The sequence below is a fragment of the Pseudomonas sp. BIOMIG1BAC genome (assembly GCF_001705995.2).
Taxonomy (GTDB): domain Bacteria; phylum Pseudomonadota; class Gammaproteobacteria; order Pseudomonadales; family Pseudomonadaceae; genus Aquipseudomonas; species Aquipseudomonas sessilinigenes.
In genome coordinates this window covers 4,061,118-4,077,356 of record NZ_CP049045.1, presented here as the reverse complement: position 1 = coordinate 4,077,356, position 16,239 = coordinate 4,061,118, and the positions used below count along the sequence as shown (strand labels likewise).

General features: G+C 65.7%; 15 protein-coding genes. 7 read left to right on the top strand and 8 right to left on the bottom strand.

The features are described from left to right. Window positions 1-859: 859 nt before the first annotated feature. The 6 genes from ATY02_RS18875 to ATY02_RS18850 form a co-directional block, all read right to left on the bottom strand. Complete coding sequence (locus tag ATY02_RS18875; RefSeq protein WP_068584336.1) at window positions 860-1,660, bottom strand: amino acid ABC transporter ATP-binding protein; 801 nt, start codon at window positions 1,658-1,660, stop codon at window positions 860-862. Window positions 1,661-1,676: 16 nt separating this feature from the next. Continuing rightward, entirely contained in the window at window positions 1,677-2,918 is a 1,242-nt protein-coding gene (locus ATY02_RS18870; protein WP_068584339.1) for an NAD(P)/FAD-dependent oxidoreductase, read from the bottom strand. Between the two features lie 45 nt (window positions 2,919-2,963). Beyond that, window positions 2,964-3,674, bottom strand: a complete 711-nt coding sequence (locus ATY02_RS18865; RefSeq protein ID WP_068584342.1) for an ABC transporter permease — start codon at window positions 3,672-3,674, stop codon at window positions 2,964-2,966. Next, window positions 3,671-4,390, bottom strand: a complete 720-nt coding sequence (locus tag ATY02_RS18860) for an ABC transporter permease (protein ID WP_068584345.1) — start codon at window positions 4,388-4,390, stop codon at window positions 3,671-3,673. The genes ATY02_RS18865 and ATY02_RS18860 overlap by 4 nt, the downstream gene beginning before the upstream one ends. 73 nt (window positions 4,391-4,463) lie before the next feature. Further along, complete coding sequence (locus tag ATY02_RS18855; RefSeq protein ID WP_022643621.1) at window positions 4,464-5,216, bottom strand: transporter substrate-binding domain-containing protein; 753 nt, start codon at window positions 5,214-5,216, stop codon at window positions 4,464-4,466. Between the two features lie 16 nt (window positions 5,217-5,232). Then, entirely contained in the window at window positions 5,233-6,108 is an 876-nt protein-coding gene (locus tag ATY02_RS18850) for a MurR/RpiR family transcriptional regulator (protein WP_068584349.1), read from the bottom strand. Between the two features lie 130 nt (window positions 6,109-6,238). On the opposite strand from ATY02_RS18850, the gene ATY02_RS18845 reads away from it, so the two are divergent. From ATY02_RS18845 to nahK, 4 genes are all read left to right on the top strand, one after another. Further along, window positions 6,239-7,276: an Ldh family oxidoreductase gene (locus tag ATY02_RS18845; RefSeq protein ID WP_068584352.1), complete on the top strand. Its 1,038-nt coding sequence runs from the start codon at window positions 6,239-6,241 to the stop codon at window positions 7,274-7,276. Between the two features lie 209 nt (window positions 7,277-7,485). Next, complete coding sequence (locus ATY02_RS18840) at window positions 7,486-8,670, top strand: porin (protein WP_068584353.1); 1,185 nt, start codon at window positions 7,486-7,488, stop codon at window positions 8,668-8,670. Window positions 8,671-8,901: 231 nt separating this feature from the next. After that, on the top strand, window positions 8,902-10,065 hold the full coding sequence (gene nosP, locus ATY02_RS18835) for a nitric oxide-sensing protein NosP (RefSeq protein ID WP_068584356.1): 1,164 nt from the start codon (window positions 8,902-8,904) through the stop codon (window positions 10,063-10,065). After that, entirely contained in the window at window positions 9,995-12,655 is a 2,661-nt protein-coding gene (gene nahK, locus ATY02_RS18830) for a hybrid sensor histidine kinase/response regulator NahK/ErcS' (protein WP_068584358.1), read from the top strand. Before nosP ends, nahK begins: the two co-directional genes overlap by 71 nt. 9 nt (window positions 12,656-12,664) lie before the next feature. On the opposite strand, the gene ATY02_RS18825 is transcribed toward nahK, so the two are convergent. Further along, on the bottom strand, window positions 12,665-13,330 hold the full coding sequence (locus tag ATY02_RS18825) for a response regulator transcription factor (protein ID WP_022643626.1): 666 nt from the start codon (window positions 13,328-13,330) through the stop codon (window positions 12,665-12,667). A gap of 50 nt (window positions 13,331-13,380) precedes the next feature. Continuing rightward, window positions 13,381-13,923 carry a PQQ-dependent catabolism-associated CXXCW motif protein gene (locus ATY02_RS18820; RefSeq protein ID WP_068584360.1) on the bottom strand — a complete coding sequence of 181 codons (543 nt, stop codon included), beginning with the start codon at window positions 13,921-13,923 and terminating at the stop codon, window positions 13,381-13,383. A 280-nt stretch (window positions 13,924-14,203) separates the two neighbouring features. Here ATY02_RS18820 and ATY02_RS36370 point away from each other — a divergent pair, with 280 nt between their 5' ends. From ATY02_RS36370 to ATY02_RS18810, 3 genes are read left to right on the top strand one after another with little or no spacing between them, the layout of a single operon-like run. Beyond that, a complete protein-coding gene (locus ATY02_RS36370; RefSeq protein ID WP_263986923.1) occupies window positions 14,204-14,326 on the top strand; it encodes a hypothetical protein in 123 nt (40 codons plus the stop codon). A gap of 2 nt (window positions 14,327-14,328) precedes the next feature. After that, on the top strand, window positions 14,329-15,588 hold the full coding sequence (locus ATY02_RS18815) for a sensor histidine kinase (protein ID WP_068584363.1): 1,260 nt from the start codon (window positions 14,329-14,331) through the stop codon (window positions 15,586-15,588). Beyond that, window positions 15,588-16,226 (top strand): response regulator transcription factor, encoded by a 639-nt coding sequence (locus ATY02_RS18810; protein WP_058434445.1) that lies wholly within the window; start codon window positions 15,588-15,590, stop codon window positions 16,224-16,226. Before ATY02_RS18815 ends, ATY02_RS18810 begins: the two co-directional genes overlap by 1 nt. Window positions 16,227-16,239: the final 13 nt, after the last annotated feature.

Genomic DNA, 16,239 nt, shown 5'->3' with positions numbered 1-16,239 from the left:
ACCTTGGTTTTGGGATGAAATCTAAACGCCGAACCAAACGACTGCTCTTGGCCGATAGTTATCCGTCATGAATGCTTGCCAATGGTTGTTTGCTGTTGGCCGTGCTCATTGCAGTACGCAATTTTTTCGGTTAGTCGATTTATCCCTTTGCTGAGTTCTTCATAAAGAAACTTGGAGATTGCCTCAGATGTTGCGGTGGAGCACTTTCTTCTTGTGTTGATAGATGTCGTGGCTGGGGGAGGGGCTTGGAGAGACGGATAGATATTCACGTTTTAGATCGCTACGCCCGCTTCGCGGTCGTTCGCAGCCTTCGGCAGCGGCTACATGTAACGCGAGCGGAACTAAAACAGGCCGGCCGGTAGGCCGCCGTCTGCTCTTGCTCTTGTTCTTGCTTTGGCTTTTGATCTGCCTGCCCCTTTAGACACGATGGCCGAACGCAGGCATTGAGCCGTGGGCAACCCGGCAGGACGCCGGGTTAGCCGCCCCCGGCCATGGATGGCCGGTGGCGGCGGCCCACGGATCAATGCCTTCGTTCTGGCATGCCGAGCCTAGGCGAGGCACCGAGTGAGGGGGCAGAAGCCCTTTGGTTACTTTGGGCTGGGCCGGCATTCCGGCTTTTCCAAAGTGACCCGCTGTAAGAGCGAAACCCTAAGTGGCCGTGACCGCAGCAACGGATATGCTCACATCCCTTTTTCATCAAGAAGATCAGGGTGTCAGGTTTTACGACCGCTGCGCGGCCGAGCGGGAGCAAGCTCCCTCGCCACAGTAAGTTCGCGGAGCCCCTGGCTCACTGTGGAACTCCAACCTGACTCGTTGCAGGACGCCGCCACACCCGCAGCAACGAATCTGCCCACCCATCTCAATGCACAATCTGCGCAAGAAACGCCTTCGCCCGCTCACTCTTGGGCGCCGCAAAAAACGCCTCCGGCGGCGCATCCTCCACAATCCGCCCCCCATCCAGAAACAACACCCGCTCCGCCACCTGCCGGGCAAACCCCATCTCGTGGGTCACGCACAGCATGGTCATGCCGCTGTCGGCCAGTTTCACCATCACATCCAGCACTTCGCTGACCATCTCCGGGTCCAGCGCTGAGGTGGGCTCGTCGAACAGCATGATCTTCGGTTCCATGCACAGCGCCCGGGCGATGGCCACGCGCTGTTGCTGCCCCCCGGACAGTTGGCTGGGGTATTTGCTGGCCTGGCTTTCGATGCCGACCTTGGCCAGGTAGCTGCGGGCCAGTTCTTCGGCCTTTTTGCGCGATAGGCCGCGCACGGTGGTGGGGGCCAGGGTGCAGTTGTCCAACACGCTCATGTGCGGGAACAGGTTGAAGTGCTGGAACACCATGCCCACCTGGCTGCGCACCTTGGCCGCTTCGCGGGTGTTTTGCGCAAGGTCGGTGCGGTCCACCAGGATCTGGCCCTTCTCGGCGATTTCCAGGCGGTTGATGCAGCGGATCAAGGTGGATTTGCCGGAGCCGGAAGGCCCGCAGAGGACGATGCGTTCGCCCTGGCGGACCTTGAGGTCGATGTCGTGCAGCACGTGGAAGGCGCCGTAGAACTTGTTCAGCCCGGCGATATCGATCACCACCTCGCGGCGGTCGATGGTGGCGCGAGCGGCGGGTTCGGGCACGGCGGACAGCGGGGCGGTCTGGGTCAGCATGGCAGGTCTCCGACGGTCAGTTGAAGCGCTCGGCGCGATAGGGGGCAGGGTCGGTGAAGGGTGTCTGGTCGGTCATCAGTTGCGCCAGCAGGCGACCGCTGACCGGGCCCAGGGTCAGGCCGTGGTGGGCGTGGCCGAAGTTGAACCACAGCCCCGGATGGCGCGGCGCCGGGCCGATCACCGGGCACATGTCCGGCAGGCAGGGGCGGCGGCCCAGCCAGGGTTCGGCGTCGACGCGCTCGCCCAGGGGGTAGAACTGCCGGGCCAGGGTTTCGCAGCGGCGCAGTTGGATTTCGTTGATCGGGTCATCGCTGTCGGCGAATTCGATGCCGGTGGTCAGGCGAATGCCGTCCACCATCGGCGCCAGCACGTAGCCGCCCACCGGGTCGAGGATAGGGTGGCGCAGTTCGTTGCCGGGCAGGGCGGCGTAGTGCATGTGGTAGCCACGCTTGATCGCCAGCGGGATGCGGTAGCCCAGGGGCTCGAAGAGGCCTGCGGCTTGCGGGCCGAGGGCGACCACCACTTCCTGGGCGCTGATCGGGCCCTGTTCGCTCTGCACCTGCCAGCCGCCTTCGACCTGGGCCAGGCTCAGGGCATCGCCGAGGACGAATTGGCCGCCACGTTGCTTGAACAGTTCGGCGTAGCCGCGGGTCAGGCCGCCGGGGTCGCTGACGGTCTTGGGATCGAGCCAGTGCAGGCCGCCCACCACGTCGCCGTGCAGGCCGGGTTCCAGGGCGTGGATCTGCTCGCGGTCCAGCACCCGGTAGTTGAGCTGGTACTGGGCCAGGTCCGCGGCGGCGGCCTGGGCGCTGTCGAAGGCTTGCTGGTCATTGAAGGCTTCGAGCCAGCCGCCGTCGTGGATCAGCCCGAGCATGCCCGCCGGCTCCGCCAGGGCCAGGTGATCGCTGACGCATTGTTCGATCAGCGGCAGCATGGCGCGGGTGGCGGCGGCCAGGCCCTGGGGCGAGGAGTGGTGCCAGTATTGCAGCAGCCAGGGGCCAGCCTTGGGCAGGTGGCGCAGGCTGTAGCGCACGTCCGATTGCTGGTTGAGGCCGTAGCGCAAAAGCTTGGTCACTTCCCGGGGGAAGGCGTAGGGGATCACGCTGGCGCGTTCGATCAGCCCGGCGTTGCCGTGGCTGGTGCCGTTGCCCGGGGGCTGGCGGTCCAGCAGCACGACTTCGCGGCCACGGGCCTGCAAGTGCAGGGCGGTGCTGACGCCGACGATCCCGGCGCCCAAGACGATGGTCTGGCAATGCATGGTTCTATCCTTACTGCGGGGGGCCGTGCGCGGGCTCCCAAGGGTTCAGTTCAAGTGCCGGCCGAGACGGCCTTCCAGGTATTTCAGGCTGCGCCGCACCACCTCGACGATCACCAGGTACAGCACCGCGGCCCACAGGTAGATCTGGAAATCGAAGCTGCGGGAGAAGGCCAGCTTGGTCACGCCCATCAAGTCGTAGAGGGTCACCAGGGAGGCGATGGCGCTGGCCTTGATCATCAGGATCAGCTCGTTGCCCAAAGGCCCGACGGCCACCAGCAGCGACTGCGGCAAAATCACCTTGCGAAACGCCGTCCAGCGCGACAGGCCCAGGGCCTGGCAGGCTTCACGCTGCCCCTGGGCCACCGCCAGCAGGCTGCCGCGCAGGATCTCCGCCTGGTAGGCGGCGGTGTTCAGGGTGAAGGCCAGCAGGGTGCACAGCCACGCCTCGCGAAAGAACCACCACAGCCCCACGTCCTGCCAGAAGCCTTTGAACGAGCCCAGGCCGTAATACAGCATGAACAACTGGGCCAGCAGCGGCGAGCCGCGGAAGAAGTACACATAGGCCCCGGTAAAGCGCCGCAGCAGCGGGTTGCCGGACAGCCGCCCAAGGGCGATCAGCAGGCCCAGCAGGGCGCCGAGGCTGAAGGAGATCGCCACCAGCTTGGCGGTCACCAGCAAGCCGTCGATAAAGCGCGGGCCGTAGCGCTCCAGCAGTTCCTGGTTGAGCACCAGGTTCAGCCATTGATCCAGGTTCATGGTTGCAGGCTCCGTTGATGGCGGCTGAAGCGCCGTTCGAGAAAGCCGAACAACTGCCCGGACAACGCCGAGAACAACAGGTAGCCCAGGCAGGCCACGGTGTAGAACAGCATCGGCTCCTTGGTCACGCTGACTGCCAGGTTGGTCTGGCGCATCAGGTCCACCAGGGAGATGGTCGATACCAGCGAGGTGTCCTTGAGCAGCGACAGCCAGTTGTTGGACAGGCCCGGCAGGGCGATGCGGGTCAGTTGCGGCAGCAGCACCTGGTTGAAGGTGGTGCGCCGCGACAGGCCCAGGGCGCTGGCGGCTTCGTACTGGCCCTTGGGCAGGGTCTTGAACGCCGCCAGCCAGATCTCGCTGGAGAAGGCGGCGAACACCAGGCTGAAGGCGATCATCGCGGCGACGAAGGTATTGATCGCCACCTCGCCGGGGTAGCCCAGGGCGGCGAGGATCTTCTGCGCGGCGATCTGGCAGCCGTAGTAGATGATCAGCAGGGTCAACAGCTCCGGCAGGCCGCGAAACACCGTGGAGAAACTGGTGGCCCAGGCTCGCGCCCAGCGGTTTTTCGAGCGGGCGGCCAGGGCCACGGCGAGCCCCAGGGGCAGGCCGATGGGCACGCAGGCCAGTGCCAGGGCGATGGTCACCAGGGCCCCGGCCAACAAGGCCGAGCCCCAGCCGCCGCTGGCCAGGGAAAGAAGAGACAGCTGTTCGAACATGCTCGGACCCTCTTGCGCAAAGCTTCGTGCAGCCGGTCGCCGCGCCAGGGCGGCGCGGCACCGTGGCGGCGGATCAGTAGATGTCGAAGGCGAAGTAGCGGCTGGAGATCTTCTTGTAGGTGCCGTCGGCGACGATCTCGTCCAGGGCCTGGTTCAGGCGCTCGCGCAGGGCGTTGTCTTCCTTGCGCACGGCGATCGAGGCGTCGGCGGTGGTGCCGTTGACGTCACCGATGATCTTGCAGCAATCCTTGCCGGCGGTGTCGGCCCAGGCCAGCAGCGGGAACTTGTCGGCGATCACCCCGTCGATGCGCCCGGCGGCCAGGTCGCTGTTGGCTTCGTCCAGGGTCGGGTAGAACTTCACGTCGGCCCCGGCCGGGCCGTAGTGGTCCTCGGCGTAGATGGCCTGGGTCGAGGACGATTGCGCGCCCACGGTACGGCCCTTGAAGTCGGTCTGGGCATCGGTGATGTCCGAGTCCCTGGGCACCGCCACCGACAGCGGGGTGCGGTAGTAGTGGTTGGTGAAGGCGATCTTTTTCTTGCGTTCGTCGGTGGCGATCATCGAGGCCACCACGGCGTCGTACTTCTTGGCCATCAGCGCCGGGATGATGCCTTCCCAGTCCTGGGCGACGATCTGGCACTGCACCTTGAGCCGCTCGCACAGGGCGTTGGCGATGTCCACGTCGAAGCCGTGCAGCTGGTTGCTGGAGTCCACGTAGTTGAAGGGCGGGTAGGCGCCTTCGGTGGCGATCTTCAAGACCTCGGCCTGGGCCGCGGTAGCGGCGACGGCCATGACGCAGGCACTGGCGAAGCGAACGACGTTTTTCATGGAGCACCTCGATTATTTATTGTTTTGCTCGGGTGGAGGATGTGTAGCCAACGAACTCGTTATGCAGGGCGGCAGTGGCTTCCAGGCGCTTTTCCACCTCGGGCCCCAGGTGCTTGCACACCTGGTTGACCAGCAGGTGCACCAGCGACAGCATCGCCGCGGTGGACTCCCAGAACAGGTTGAACTCGGTGGGCACGCGAAACACCTCGTCGGCGTTCTGCTCGGCCCAATCGCAGAAGGTATCGGTCACCAGTGTCACGGGTATCCCCGCCTCGCGAGCCTTGTGGCACAGGGCCAGGGCGTGGCGCGAGTAGCGCCGAGCTTCGAACACCACCAGCGCGCAGTCGGCGGGCGGGGCCAGCAGCACCTCGGCGAAGTGCCCGGCGGAACCGTCCACCAGCTGCACGCCGTCGCGCAGGTATTGCAGCAGATGGACCATGGAGGCGGCGATGCCGCGCTCGGTCTGGAAGCCGGCGACGAACACCCGCGGCCGGCTGGCCAGGCGTTGCACCACCTGGTCCCAGGCCGGGGTCAGGCTGTATTCATAGACCTTCATCAACGCCCCGACTTCCAGCTCGAAGCTGCGTGGCAGGCCCTGGCCGGTGGGGCTGGGCTGCTGGCGGAACTCCTGCAAGCGATCGCCCACCAGCCACGGCCCTTCGCCGAGGTCGTTCTTCAGGTCGTTCTTCAGATCCTTGAAATGGCTGTAGCCGATGGCGCGGCAGAAGCGGCCGACGCTGGACTCGCTGACGCCGAGTTTCTCGGCAATGTCGGCGGCAGTCTGGAACGGCAGCTCGTAGAGGTTGGCCAGCATGTAGCTGGCGATTGCCCGGCCTGAAGCGGTGGCGCTGGGCAGGCTGCTTTCAAGGCGTTGTTTGATGGATTGGCTCATGGTTTTTCATTGTTATTGGCCGTTGACAACGGAAAATGAATGTTTTCTGTCATTAAGTCAACATTTGACAGTTAACTGTCGTGACGCGATAGTCAGGTGCCTTCCAATAACAATTCCAATGGAGCCACCCATGTCCGACGCCCCCCTGGCGCAGGCCGCTGTCGAGCACCTCGACCTATCGGCCTTGACCCATCTTCTGCAACGTATCTTCCTGCGCCACGGCACCAGCGCCGAAGTGGCCCGGGTCCTGGCGGACAACTGCGCCCGGGCCCAGCGTGACGGCTCCCACAGCCATGGGGTGTTCCGCATTCCCGGCTACCTGTCGTCCCTGGCCAGCGGCTGGGTCGATGGCCAGGCCGTGCCGCAAGTGGAGGATGTAGCCCCTGGCGTGGTGGCAGTGGATGCCGCAGGCGGCTTTGCCCAGCCGGCCCTGGCGGCGGCCCGCGAGGCGCTGGTGAGCAAGGCCCGCAGCGCCGGGATCGCGGTGCTGGCGATCCGTAATTCCCATCACTTCGCCGCGCTCTGGCCGGATGTCGAGCCCTTCGCCGAAGAAGGCCTGGTGGCCCTGAGCCTGGTCAACAGCATGACCTGCGTGGTGCCCCACGGTGCCCAGCGGCCGCTGTTCGGCACCAACCCGATTGCCTTCGCCGCGCCCCGCGAAGGCGCCGAGCCCATCGTCTTCGACCTGGCCACCAGCGCCATTGCCCATGGCGACGTACAGATCGCCAAGCGCCAGGGGGAGCAGCTGCCCGAGGGCATGGGGGTGGATCGTGACGGCCAGCCCACCTGCGATCCGGCGGCGATCCTCGACGGCGGTGCCTTGCTGCCCTTCGGCGGGCACAAGGGCTCGGCGCTGTCGATGATGGTGGAGCTGTTGGCAGCGGCGCTGACCGGAGGCAACTTCTCCTTCGAGTTCGACTGGTCCCGGCATCCCGGGGCACAGACGCCCTGGACCGGCCAGTTGCTGATCGTCATCGACCCCAGCCACTGCGGCGGTGGACGCTTCGCCCAGCGCAGCCAGGAGCTGGTACAGCAGATGCAGGCCGTGGGCCTGGAGCGCCTGCCCGGTGACCGGCGCTACCGCACCCGGGCCAGATCCCTGCAAGAGGGCATTCCCCTGGCCACCGCCGAACTGGCGCGGCTGCGGGGCCTGGCGGGCGACGACTAAGGGCTTCATCCCTTCGCATCCGGGTCCATGAGCCCTTGGTGTTACTCCAGGTAGGGGGCCGGTAGCGGGGCTGGTCGTGGATCGAAACGGCCGCTCCGCTGCTGCCCCACCAAAGCACCGGCCACTTGCCCCCAAGGCAGCCTATGGGCGCTTGCGGCGCCTTTTGATAATCGCCTCCGACATCTCGTCCCCCGAATGCGGAGCGCGCCATGCACAACAATAAGAATCGCCAGCACCCTCTGTTCCCGGCCCTGATCGCCGGCCTGTCGACCCTCGGCCTGGGCAATGCCGCCCAGGCCCAGATCATGCTCTACGACAAGGACCAGACCACCTTTTCCACCGACGGCTACGTCAACGCCTTCTACGTCAACAGCAAGGTCGACCGTGCCGGCGAGCAGTACGACCGGCGCCAGGCGCGGGTGAAGATGGGCTTTTTGCCCAACTACCTGGGCTTCAACATGGGCAAGCAGGTGGACGACCTCAAGCTCGGCGCCCGGGCCTCGTTCTGGGTAACCATCAACGACAGCCAGGACAACGGCACCGACACCGCCATCGACGTGCGCCAGTTCTACGGCACCGTGGCCAACCCGGAGTGGGGCGAAGTGCTGATCGGCAAGGACTTCGGCCTGTTCGCCCGCTCCAACATCCTGCTCGACGAGATGCTCGCAGGCTATGGCCAGGTCAGCGACAGCCTGGGGCTGGTGGATGGCGGCGGGGTGTCGTTCGGCAATATCGGCAGCGGTTATCCCTATCCCTTTCCCACCTCGCAGATCACCTACCGCAGCCCGTTGATGGACGGCCTGCGGGTGGCGGTGGGCATCCTCGACCCGGTGGACACCAACGACAGCAGCACCCTGGGCAAGGCCTACCAGAAGAACCCGCGTACCGAGAGCGAGATCACCTACCAGTTCGACCTGGGCGGGGCCAAGTTCTACAGCTGGCTCAACGGCAGCTACCAGACCTCCGACAACACCGACCCCGAGGTGCGCTCGGTGACCTCCAAGGGCCTGGGCTACGGCCTGCAAGCCAAGCTGGGCGGGTTGTCCCTGACCGGCTCGGGGTTCCAGGCCAGGGGCATCAACCCGTTCTTCACCAACAACGCCGGCAAGGCCACCCTGCGCAATGTCGACAGCCGCGGCTACCTGCTGCAGGGCTCGTACAAGCTGGGCAAGAACCGCCTGGCGCTGTCCTACGGCAAGACCCGTGACGACGGCAACGGCGTGGTGGGCAGCGGCGCCGACTACCAGACGCGCGGCGTCGCGCTGTTCCATGACATCAACGACAACCTCAAGCTGGTGGCCGAGTACAACCAGTTCCAGATCGACGGCCATCGCGGCAGCGCCCAGAACGAAGACACCAACACCTTCGCCGTAGGCGCAGTGCTGACCTGGTAACGGCAGCGGCAAGCCGCCAGTTGCCAGCTGCAAGCCGCAAGTGGGTAGCCGCAAGCGGTGTGCGTCTGTTCTTGCGGTCGATTGTGAGAATCCTGTGGTGCGCAAGTGCGCTCGCGCTGGAAGGCGCAGCCTACGCCCATGGAACCGGCCACCCGCTACCCAAGTAGCATTCGTGCCCCGGGGCCGGCTTCGTACACTCATCCCTCAGACAATCCCGCGCCGGAGGCGACGATGCAGCAAGCCCAGAGCGAGGGCGTGGTCAGCGCCATGTCCCAGGCCGGCGATCCGCAGCAGGTGGCCCAGGACCTGGCCCGCCAGCTGCTGCATCCGCACCTGGGCTTCGTGCTGTTCTTCTGCTCCGCCGAGTACCCGCTGCAAGCCCTCGGCCAGGCCCTGCAACAGGGCTTTGGCGGTATCCCCCTGGTGGGCTGCACCAGCGCCGGGGAAATCACGCCCCAGGGCTACGGGCGCAACTGCGTGACCGCCATCGGTTTCGACCATCGGCACTTTTCCATCGCCGCCGAGCTGATCGACCAGATGGAGCATTTCAGCCTGATCGACGCCCAGCGCATGGTCGAGCGCCTGGTGGGCGGCTGTCGCAGCAACACCCTGGCGCCGATCAAGGGCAACACCTTCGCCCTGACCCTGCTGGACGGCCTGTCGAGTCGTGAGGAAATGGTCCTGGCCGCCCTCAGCGCGGCCCTGGGCGATATCCCGCATTTCGGCGGTTCGGCCGGCGACGACAACTACCTGACCCACACCCACGTGTACTTCGGCGGTGAATTCCACAGCGGTGCAGCGGTGGTGGTGCTGGTCAATACCTGGCTGGATTTCGAGGTGTTCACCACCCACCACATCCAGCCCCGGACGGAAAAACTGGTGGTCACCGGCGTCGACAGCACCTTGCGCCGGGTCTATGAGCTGAACGCCGAGCCGGCCGCCGAGGAATACGCACGGCTGATCGGCGTGCCGCTGGCGCACCTCGACCACCGGGTATTCGCCGCCCATCCGCTGGCGGTGCGGATCAACCAGCACTACTACGTGCGTGCGGTGCAGCAGGTGCACCCGGACCTGAGCCTGAGCTTCTACTGCGCGGTGGAGAACGGCATCGTCCTCACCGCCATGACTCCCGGCCCCTTGCTGCCCAACCTGCAAGCCTTGTTCGACGGCTTGCAGCAACGCCTGGGCAGCTTGCTGCTGACCATCGGCTGCGACTGCTTCCTGCGCCGCCTGGAGCTGGAGGATCAGGGCGGCCTGGAGCGTATCGGTGCCTTCCTGCGCGAGCAGCGGGTGATGGGGTTCAACACCTACGGAGAACAGTTCAATGGCATGCACATCAACCAGACCTTTACCGGGGTCGCCATTGCCCGCAGCCGAACTGCGGCCCGTCGCTGAACTGCAAGCCCGGATCGACTGCCTGCAACGGGAGAACCGCAAGCTGCGGCGGATCAACGACGCGCTGATCGAGCGGGTCGAGTCCGGCATCACCCGGGGCAACGATCCTTATGCGGCGTTCCAGCACTCGGTGGTGCTGGCCGAACAGGTGCGCGAACGCACCGACGCACTGAACCAGGCCATGGCCGAGCTCAAGGCCGGCAACCATTTGCTCAGCGAGGCGCGGTTGCGGGCCGAGACCGCCCACCAGCATCTGATCGATGCCATCGAGAGCATTTCCGACGCCTTTGTGCTGTTCGACCAGGAGCAGCGCATCGTCCTGTTCAACAGTCGCTTTCGCGCCTTCTGGGCCCGCAGCCGGGTGCGGATCATGGCCGGCATGCGCCTGGCCGAGGTCCGGCGGCTGCTGACCAGCACCGGGCTGTTCAGCGAAGAGCCGCGCAGCGGCGGTGACGAACACCTGTTGTATCGCCTGCACAACGGCCGCTGGCTGCAGGTCAGCGAACGACCGACCCGTGAGGGTGGGCGGGTGATCCTGTTCACCGACATCACCGAGGTCAAGCACAGCGAGACCCAGCGCCGCGAGCAGGCGGTGGCGCAAAAATCCCACCTGTTGCAACGGGCGGTGGACAACCTGTCCCAGGGCGTGGCCATGGTCAACGCCGAGGGCGTGCTGGAGTTGTGGAACCGGCGCTTCCTGGAGCTCAGCGGGTTGGCGCCGGTGGCCGCGCACCGCTTGTTTGCCGAGGTCATCGGTGACAGCGAACTGAGCCTGCTCAGCCCTGACAGCCGTGATGCCAATGGTCGACCGATCCATGAGTGCGAGCAGCGCCTGAGCGATGGCCGGGTCCTGGAGATCCGCACCCATCCGCTGCCCACCGGTGGTTTCGTCAACACCTTCACCGACATCACCGAGCGCTACCAGCATGCCGAGGCCCTGAGCGAGAGCGAACGCTGGATCCGCCTGATCACCGACCAGGTGCCGGCGCTGATCGCCTACCTCAATGCCGACCTGGTGTACGAGTTCACCAACAAGGTCTACGAGGAGTGGTACTGCTGGCCCCGGGGCGTGATGCTCGGCCAGAGCCTGCGCGAGGTGCACAGCGAGCAGCACTACCAGCGCCTGGAGTCCTACATCGTCCGGGCGCTGGCGGGGGAAAGCGTGACGTTCGAGTTCCCCGAGACCAACATCAACCATCAAGAGCGCTACATGCTGCGCTCCTACGTGCCCAACCGCCTGGCCAACGGTGAGGTGGTAGGGATCTTCGTGCTGATCCGCGACATCACCGAGCGCCGGCGCACCGCCGAGGCCCTGCACCAGGCCTACCAGAACCTGGAGTTGCGAGTGCGCGAGCGCACCGCCGAATTGACCACCCTCAACCAGCAACTGCTGCGCGAGATCGAGGAGCGCAGCCGGGTCGAATCGCGCCTGCGCGAGGCCAAGGGCGAGGCCGAGCGGGCCAACCTGTCGAAGACCAAGTTCCTCGCCGCGGTCAGCCACGACCTGCTGCAACCGCTGAACGCCGCGCGGCTGTTCACCAGTGCCCTGCTGGAGCGTCGCGACCCCGAGGCGAGCCAGGCCCTGGTGCGCAATGTCAGCAACTCCCTGGAGGACGTGGAGAACCTGCTGGGCACCCTGGTGGACATCTCCAAGCTGGACGCCGGGGTGATCAAGGCCGATATCGCACCCTTCGCCCTCGGCGAGCTGCTGGACAACCTGGCCGCCGAGTACGCCCAGGTGGCCCGCAGCGAAGGCCTGGAGCTGCACTTCGTGGCCTGCTCGGTGCTGGTGCGCAGCGATATCCAGCTGCTGGCGCGGGTCCTGCGCAACCTGCTGAGCAATGCCATCCGCTACACCCGCCAGGGTCGGGTGGTGCTGGGCTGCCGGCGCCAGGGCCGCTGGCTGTCGATCCAGGTCTGGGACAGTGGCCTGGGCATCGCCGCCGAGCGGCTGGAGGAGATCTTCCAGGAGTTCAAGCGCGGTGATGAACAGCGTCCCGACCAGGATCGGGGCCTGGGCCTGGGGCTGGCCATCGTCGAGAAAATCGCCGGGATCCTCGGCCACCGCATCGACGTGCGTTCCTGGCCTGGGCGCGGTTCGGTGTTCAGCGTGCAAGTGCCGATCAGCGCCAGCGCGCCGCCACCTACACCGTGCCTGGAAGGGCGGGCGGCGCCGCTGGAGCGTTTGCAGGGCGCGCGGATCTGGGTGCTGGATAACGATGCGGCGATCTGCGCCGGCATGCGCACCCTGCTCGAAGGCTGGGGCTGCCAGGTGGTCACGGCGTTGTCCGAGCAGGACCTGGCGCGCCAGGTGGACGACTACCGGGCCGAGGCCGACCTGCTGATCGCCGACTACCACCTGGACCAGCAGCGCAACGGCATCGACGCCGTGGCGCGGATCAACGCCCGGCGCGCCCTGGCGATCCCGGCGATGATGATCACCGCCAACTACAGCAACGACCTCAAGCAGCAACTGCGCGAACTGGGCCACACCCTGATGCACAAGCCGGTTCGGCCAATGAAACTCAAGACCGCCATCAGCCACCTCATAAAGCAGCGGCAAGCTTCAAGCTGTAAGCCCCGAGCTTGAGGCTTACCGCTAGCGGCGCAGGTAGGCGCCGAAATCGATGTCGCCGGCGCTGAGGATTGCTTGTACCCGGTTGTGTACGTTGAGCTTGCGCAGGATCGCCGAGACGTGGGCCTTCACCGTGGTCTCGGCGATGTCCAGGGTGTAGGCGATCTGCTTGTTGGATTCGCCCTTGGTCATGCGCTCCAGCACCAGCAGTTGCTTGCGGGTCAGGGCCTGCAACAGCTCCGGCGGGAAGCTCGGGGCTTCGCTGCTGCGCCGTCCTGGCGAGCTCTTCTGGGTGCGGATGATGTCCGGCGGCAGGTACACGTTGCCATTGAGGATCTGCTCGATGGCTTCGGTCATCTGCGAGCGCGGCGAGGACTTGGTGATGAAACCCACGGCGCCGTAGGTGATGGCCTGCAGCACGATCTGCTTGTCCTGCTCGGCGGAGACGATCACCACCGGGATGGTCGGTGCTTCGTTGCGCAGGGTGATCAGGCCATTGAGGCCGTGCATGCCGGGCATGTTCAGGTCCAGCAGGATCAAGTCCAGGTCGTCGTGGTCCTGGGTCAGGGCCAGGGCGCTGTCCAGGTCGGCGGTCTCCATCACCTCGCTGCCGGGGAAACCGTCGCTGATGACGTTGTGGATGGCTTCGCGAAACAGTGGGTGATCATCGGCTATCAGGATTCTGTACACGGCCTTTCACCTCGTTATTGTGGTTATGGGGGCACTTGAGCCAGGCAGGGTCAGGGCAGGGGTTCGGGCTGGGCGGCCACCAGGGGCAACCCGGCGGCTTCCCAGGCATCCAGGCCATCGCGGTACCAGTAGATATTTTTATAGCCCAGGGCTGCGGCGCGTTTTACCGCGTTCCAGCTCAGCCAGCAATCGGCGCGGCAATAGAACACCAGCGCTCGCTGGCGGTCGCCCAGGCTCAGGCGCTGCAAATGCTGGTTGAAGTAGTCCTGCCACTGGGGCGTCAGCTCGCCGTCGCCGGTATTGGCCAGCCAATGGCTGCCGGGCAGGTTGGCGTGGGGTTCGCTGTCGATGAAGCGGCCTTGCAGCCATTGCCGGCGATAGACATCGATCAGCAGCGGCGCCGGGCGCGCTTGCAGCAGGCCCTGTAAGGCCTGGGTGTCGACGATCTGCGCCGCCTCGATGTGCAGCGGGGTCGGGCTGCGATAGAGACCGGTGCGATAACCTTCGGCGGAAAACAGCGGGTCGGCGGCCTGGGCGCTGCCCAGCGCCAGGCTCAGGCACAGCGTGGCCAGGGTTTGCAGGGCACGAGGCATAAGGCTTTTATCCTTGTTGTTATGGGCCCATTACATGCCAGGGCCGGGCACTTGGGAATGCGACCATCGACACTAAAAGCAGTACCAAAGTCGTAGAAAACCATGCCGCCAAGAGGGTGTTCGCAAAGGGGGGACGCGGGCTTTGCGGCGGCTGCCTGACGCGAGTGTTCGGCGGCTATGCAGAAAGTAGCGGGGCAGCGGTACCAAGGTAGTAGGCCGGCACTCTTGCGCTGGCCTTAGCATGGGCTGCAGCGGCCATGGCCACCCGGAGGACCTTCCCATGCGCATCCTGAAAGTGCTGCTCTTGCCGTTGCTGCTGATCCTCAGCCTGATCGGCGTCGATCGCCTGCACGGCTCACGGCCGGCCCCGGCGGCGAGCCAGCCGGCGGCGCTGGGGCGCTAGGCATGTCGGCCCTGTGGCGGATCAACCTGTGGGTCACGGCCTGTTTTGCGCTGCTGACCCTGGCCGGCGCCGGGCTGTTGCTGCGCCAGGCGGCGGACGATGTGGAACGCGAAGTGCAATCCGCCGAGGCCCTGGTGCAGTACCTGGGGGATAGCGCCGAACGGCAGCCAGCCAGTCTGCAACCAGAGCTGACCCGCAGCCTGCGACATGTGCGGGTGCACTGGCTGGTTCCGGATGAAGACCTGACGCCGCTCAGTACCATTGCTGCCGATGGCTGGCTGGAGCGCCTGTTGCTGGGTGACAGCCCACCCAGTACTCGGTTACTTCAACTCAATGATGGCCGGCGCGTGCTGATCGCGGTGAATGCCGCCGCCGAACTGGGGGAAGTGCGCCAGGCCTTGCAGCAATGGTTTGGCCTGTGCGCGCTGGCGCTGCTGCTCAGCTTGCTGAGCATCGGCTGGGCGGTGCGCCGTGGCCGGGCCTGGCTCGATGAAGTGCTGCATGCTCTGGGCCAGGTGTCCGACGGCCAGATGGTTGTGCGCCTGCGCAGCAGCGCGCTGCCGGAAACCCGGCAACTGGCTGAACATTTCAACCGCATGGCCAGCGCCCTGGAGCAGGCCCATTGCGACAACCAGCAACTGACCCAGTCCCTGCTGGCGGTGCAGGAGCAAGAGCGCAATCACCTGGCGCAGACCTTGCACGACGACCTCGGCCAGTACCTGGCCGGCATTCGCGCCCAGGCCTGCCTGCTGCGCCTGGTGGTGGACCAGCCGGCGCGGGTGGCCAGCACCGCCCAATCCCTGGAGCTCAACTGCGAGCACCTGCAACAGGGCTTTCGTGCCATGGTCCAGGACCTGTACCCGGTGGTGCTGGGCCATCTGCCCCTGGCCGAAGCCCTGGGGTTGCTGGTGCAACAGTGGCAAGCGCGCCAGGGGATTGAATGCCGACTGCGGGTTGGCGAGCGCCTGCCGGCCTTGCCGAGGGCGAGCAACACCCACCTCTATCGCCTGTTGCAGGAAGCCCTGACCAACGTCGCCCGACACGCCGGCGCCAGTCAGGTGCGGGTGCGCCTGCAACGAAGCGGCCCAGGGCTGCGCCTGCTGATCCGCGATAACGGTCGCGGCGCACCCCAGGCCCGGCGTACGGGCGTCGGCCTGCACTCCATGGCCGAAAGGGCGCGCAGCCTGGGCGGTGAACTGCGCATCATCAACTGCCCCGGCGCCGGTTGGGCGCTGGTCCTGGACATACCCCTGGAGGCCTGATGAATATCTTGTTGGTGGATGACCACGCGGTGGTCCGTCAGGGTTACGCCAGCCTGTTGCAGGCGGTGTTGCCGACCATGCAGGTGCGTGAAGCCGCCAATGGTGAAGAAGCCCTGGCCCGGGTGCTGGAAGACGTGCCGCAACTGGTGATCATGGATTTTGCCTTGCCGGGTATCAGCGGTTTGGAGACGACTCGGCGCTTGCGCCAGCGTTTGCCGCAGTTGCGGGTGCTGTTCTTCAGCATGCACGACGAACTGCCCCTGGTGCGCCAGGCCCTGGAGGCAGGAGCCTCGGGCTACCTGACCAAGAACTCGGCGCCCCAGGTGCTGATCGAGGCGGTGCACCGGGTGCTGGCCGGCCACGCCTACATCGAGCAACCCTTGGCCACCCAACTGGCCTGTACCCCCCAGGCGAACGCCAGCGACCCGCGCTTGCAGAGCATGACCCAGCGCGAGCTGGAGATCTTCGTGATGCTGGCCCGGGGCACCCCGGCGCGGCTGATTGCCGAGCAGCTGTGCATCAGCGCCAAGACCGTGTCCAACCACCTGACTCTGCTCAAGAGCAAGTTGCAGGTCAGTTCCCATGGGGAGCTGGTGCATCTGGGGATCGACATGGGGGTGGTCAGGGTGGCGGGGTGAGGGGTGTATATTT

What these genes read in the sequence shown, in the direction of transcription:
- ATY02_RS18870 (WP_068584339.1), bottom strand. Translation starts at nt 2,918, where the DNA reads ATGCATTGCCAGACCATCGTCTTGGGCGCCGGGATCGTCGGCGTCAGC.
- nosP (WP_068584356.1), top strand. Translation starts at nt 8,902, where the DNA reads ATGCAGCAAGCCCAGAGCGAGGGCGTGGTCAGCGCCATGTCCCAGGCC.
- ATY02_RS18840 (WP_068584353.1), top strand. Translation starts at nt 7,486, where the DNA reads ATGCACAACAATAAGAATCGCCAGCACCCTCTGTTCCCGGCCCTGATC.
- ATY02_RS18810 (WP_058434445.1), top strand. Translation starts at nt 15,588, where the DNA reads ATGAATATCTTGTTGGTGGATGACCACGCGGTGGTCCGTCAGGGTTAC.
- ATY02_RS18815 (WP_068584363.1), top strand. Translation starts at nt 14,329, where the DNA reads ATGTCGGCCCTGTGGCGGATCAACCTGTGGGTCACGGCCTGTTTTGCG.
- nahK (WP_068584358.1), top strand. Translation starts at nt 9,995, where the DNA reads ATGGCATGCACATCAACCAGACCTTTACCGGGGTCGCCATTGCCCGCA.
- ATY02_RS18845 (WP_068584352.1), top strand. Translation starts at nt 6,239, where the DNA reads ATGTCCGACGCCCCCCTGGCGCAGGCCGCTGTCGAGCACCTCGACCTA.
- ATY02_RS36370 (WP_263986923.1), top strand. Translation starts at nt 14,204, where the DNA reads ATGCGCATCCTGAAAGTGCTGCTCTTGCCGTTGCTGCTGATCCTCAGC.
- ATY02_RS18850 (WP_068584349.1), bottom strand. Translation starts at nt 6,108, where the DNA reads ATGAGCCAATCCATCAAACAACGCCTTGAAAGCAGCCTGCCCAGCGCC.
- ATY02_RS18820 (WP_068584360.1), bottom strand. Translation starts at nt 13,923, where the DNA reads ATGCCTCGTGCCCTGCAAACCCTGGCCACGCTGTGCCTGAGCCTGGCG.
- ATY02_RS18860 (WP_068584345.1), bottom strand. Translation starts at nt 4,390, where the DNA reads ATGTTCGAACAGCTGTCTCTTCTTTCCCTGGCCAGCGGCGGCTGGGGC.
- ATY02_RS18865 (WP_068584342.1), bottom strand. Translation starts at nt 3,674, where the DNA reads ATGAACCTGGATCAATGGCTGAACCTGGTGCTCAACCAGGAACTGCTG.
- ATY02_RS18855 (WP_022643621.1), bottom strand. Translation starts at nt 5,216, where the DNA reads ATGAAAAACGTCGTTCGCTTCGCCAGTGCCTGCGTCATGGCCGTCGCC.
- ATY02_RS18875 (WP_068584336.1), bottom strand. Translation starts at nt 1,660, where the DNA reads ATGCTGACCCAGACCGCCCCGCTGTCCGCCGTGCCCGAACCCGCCGCT.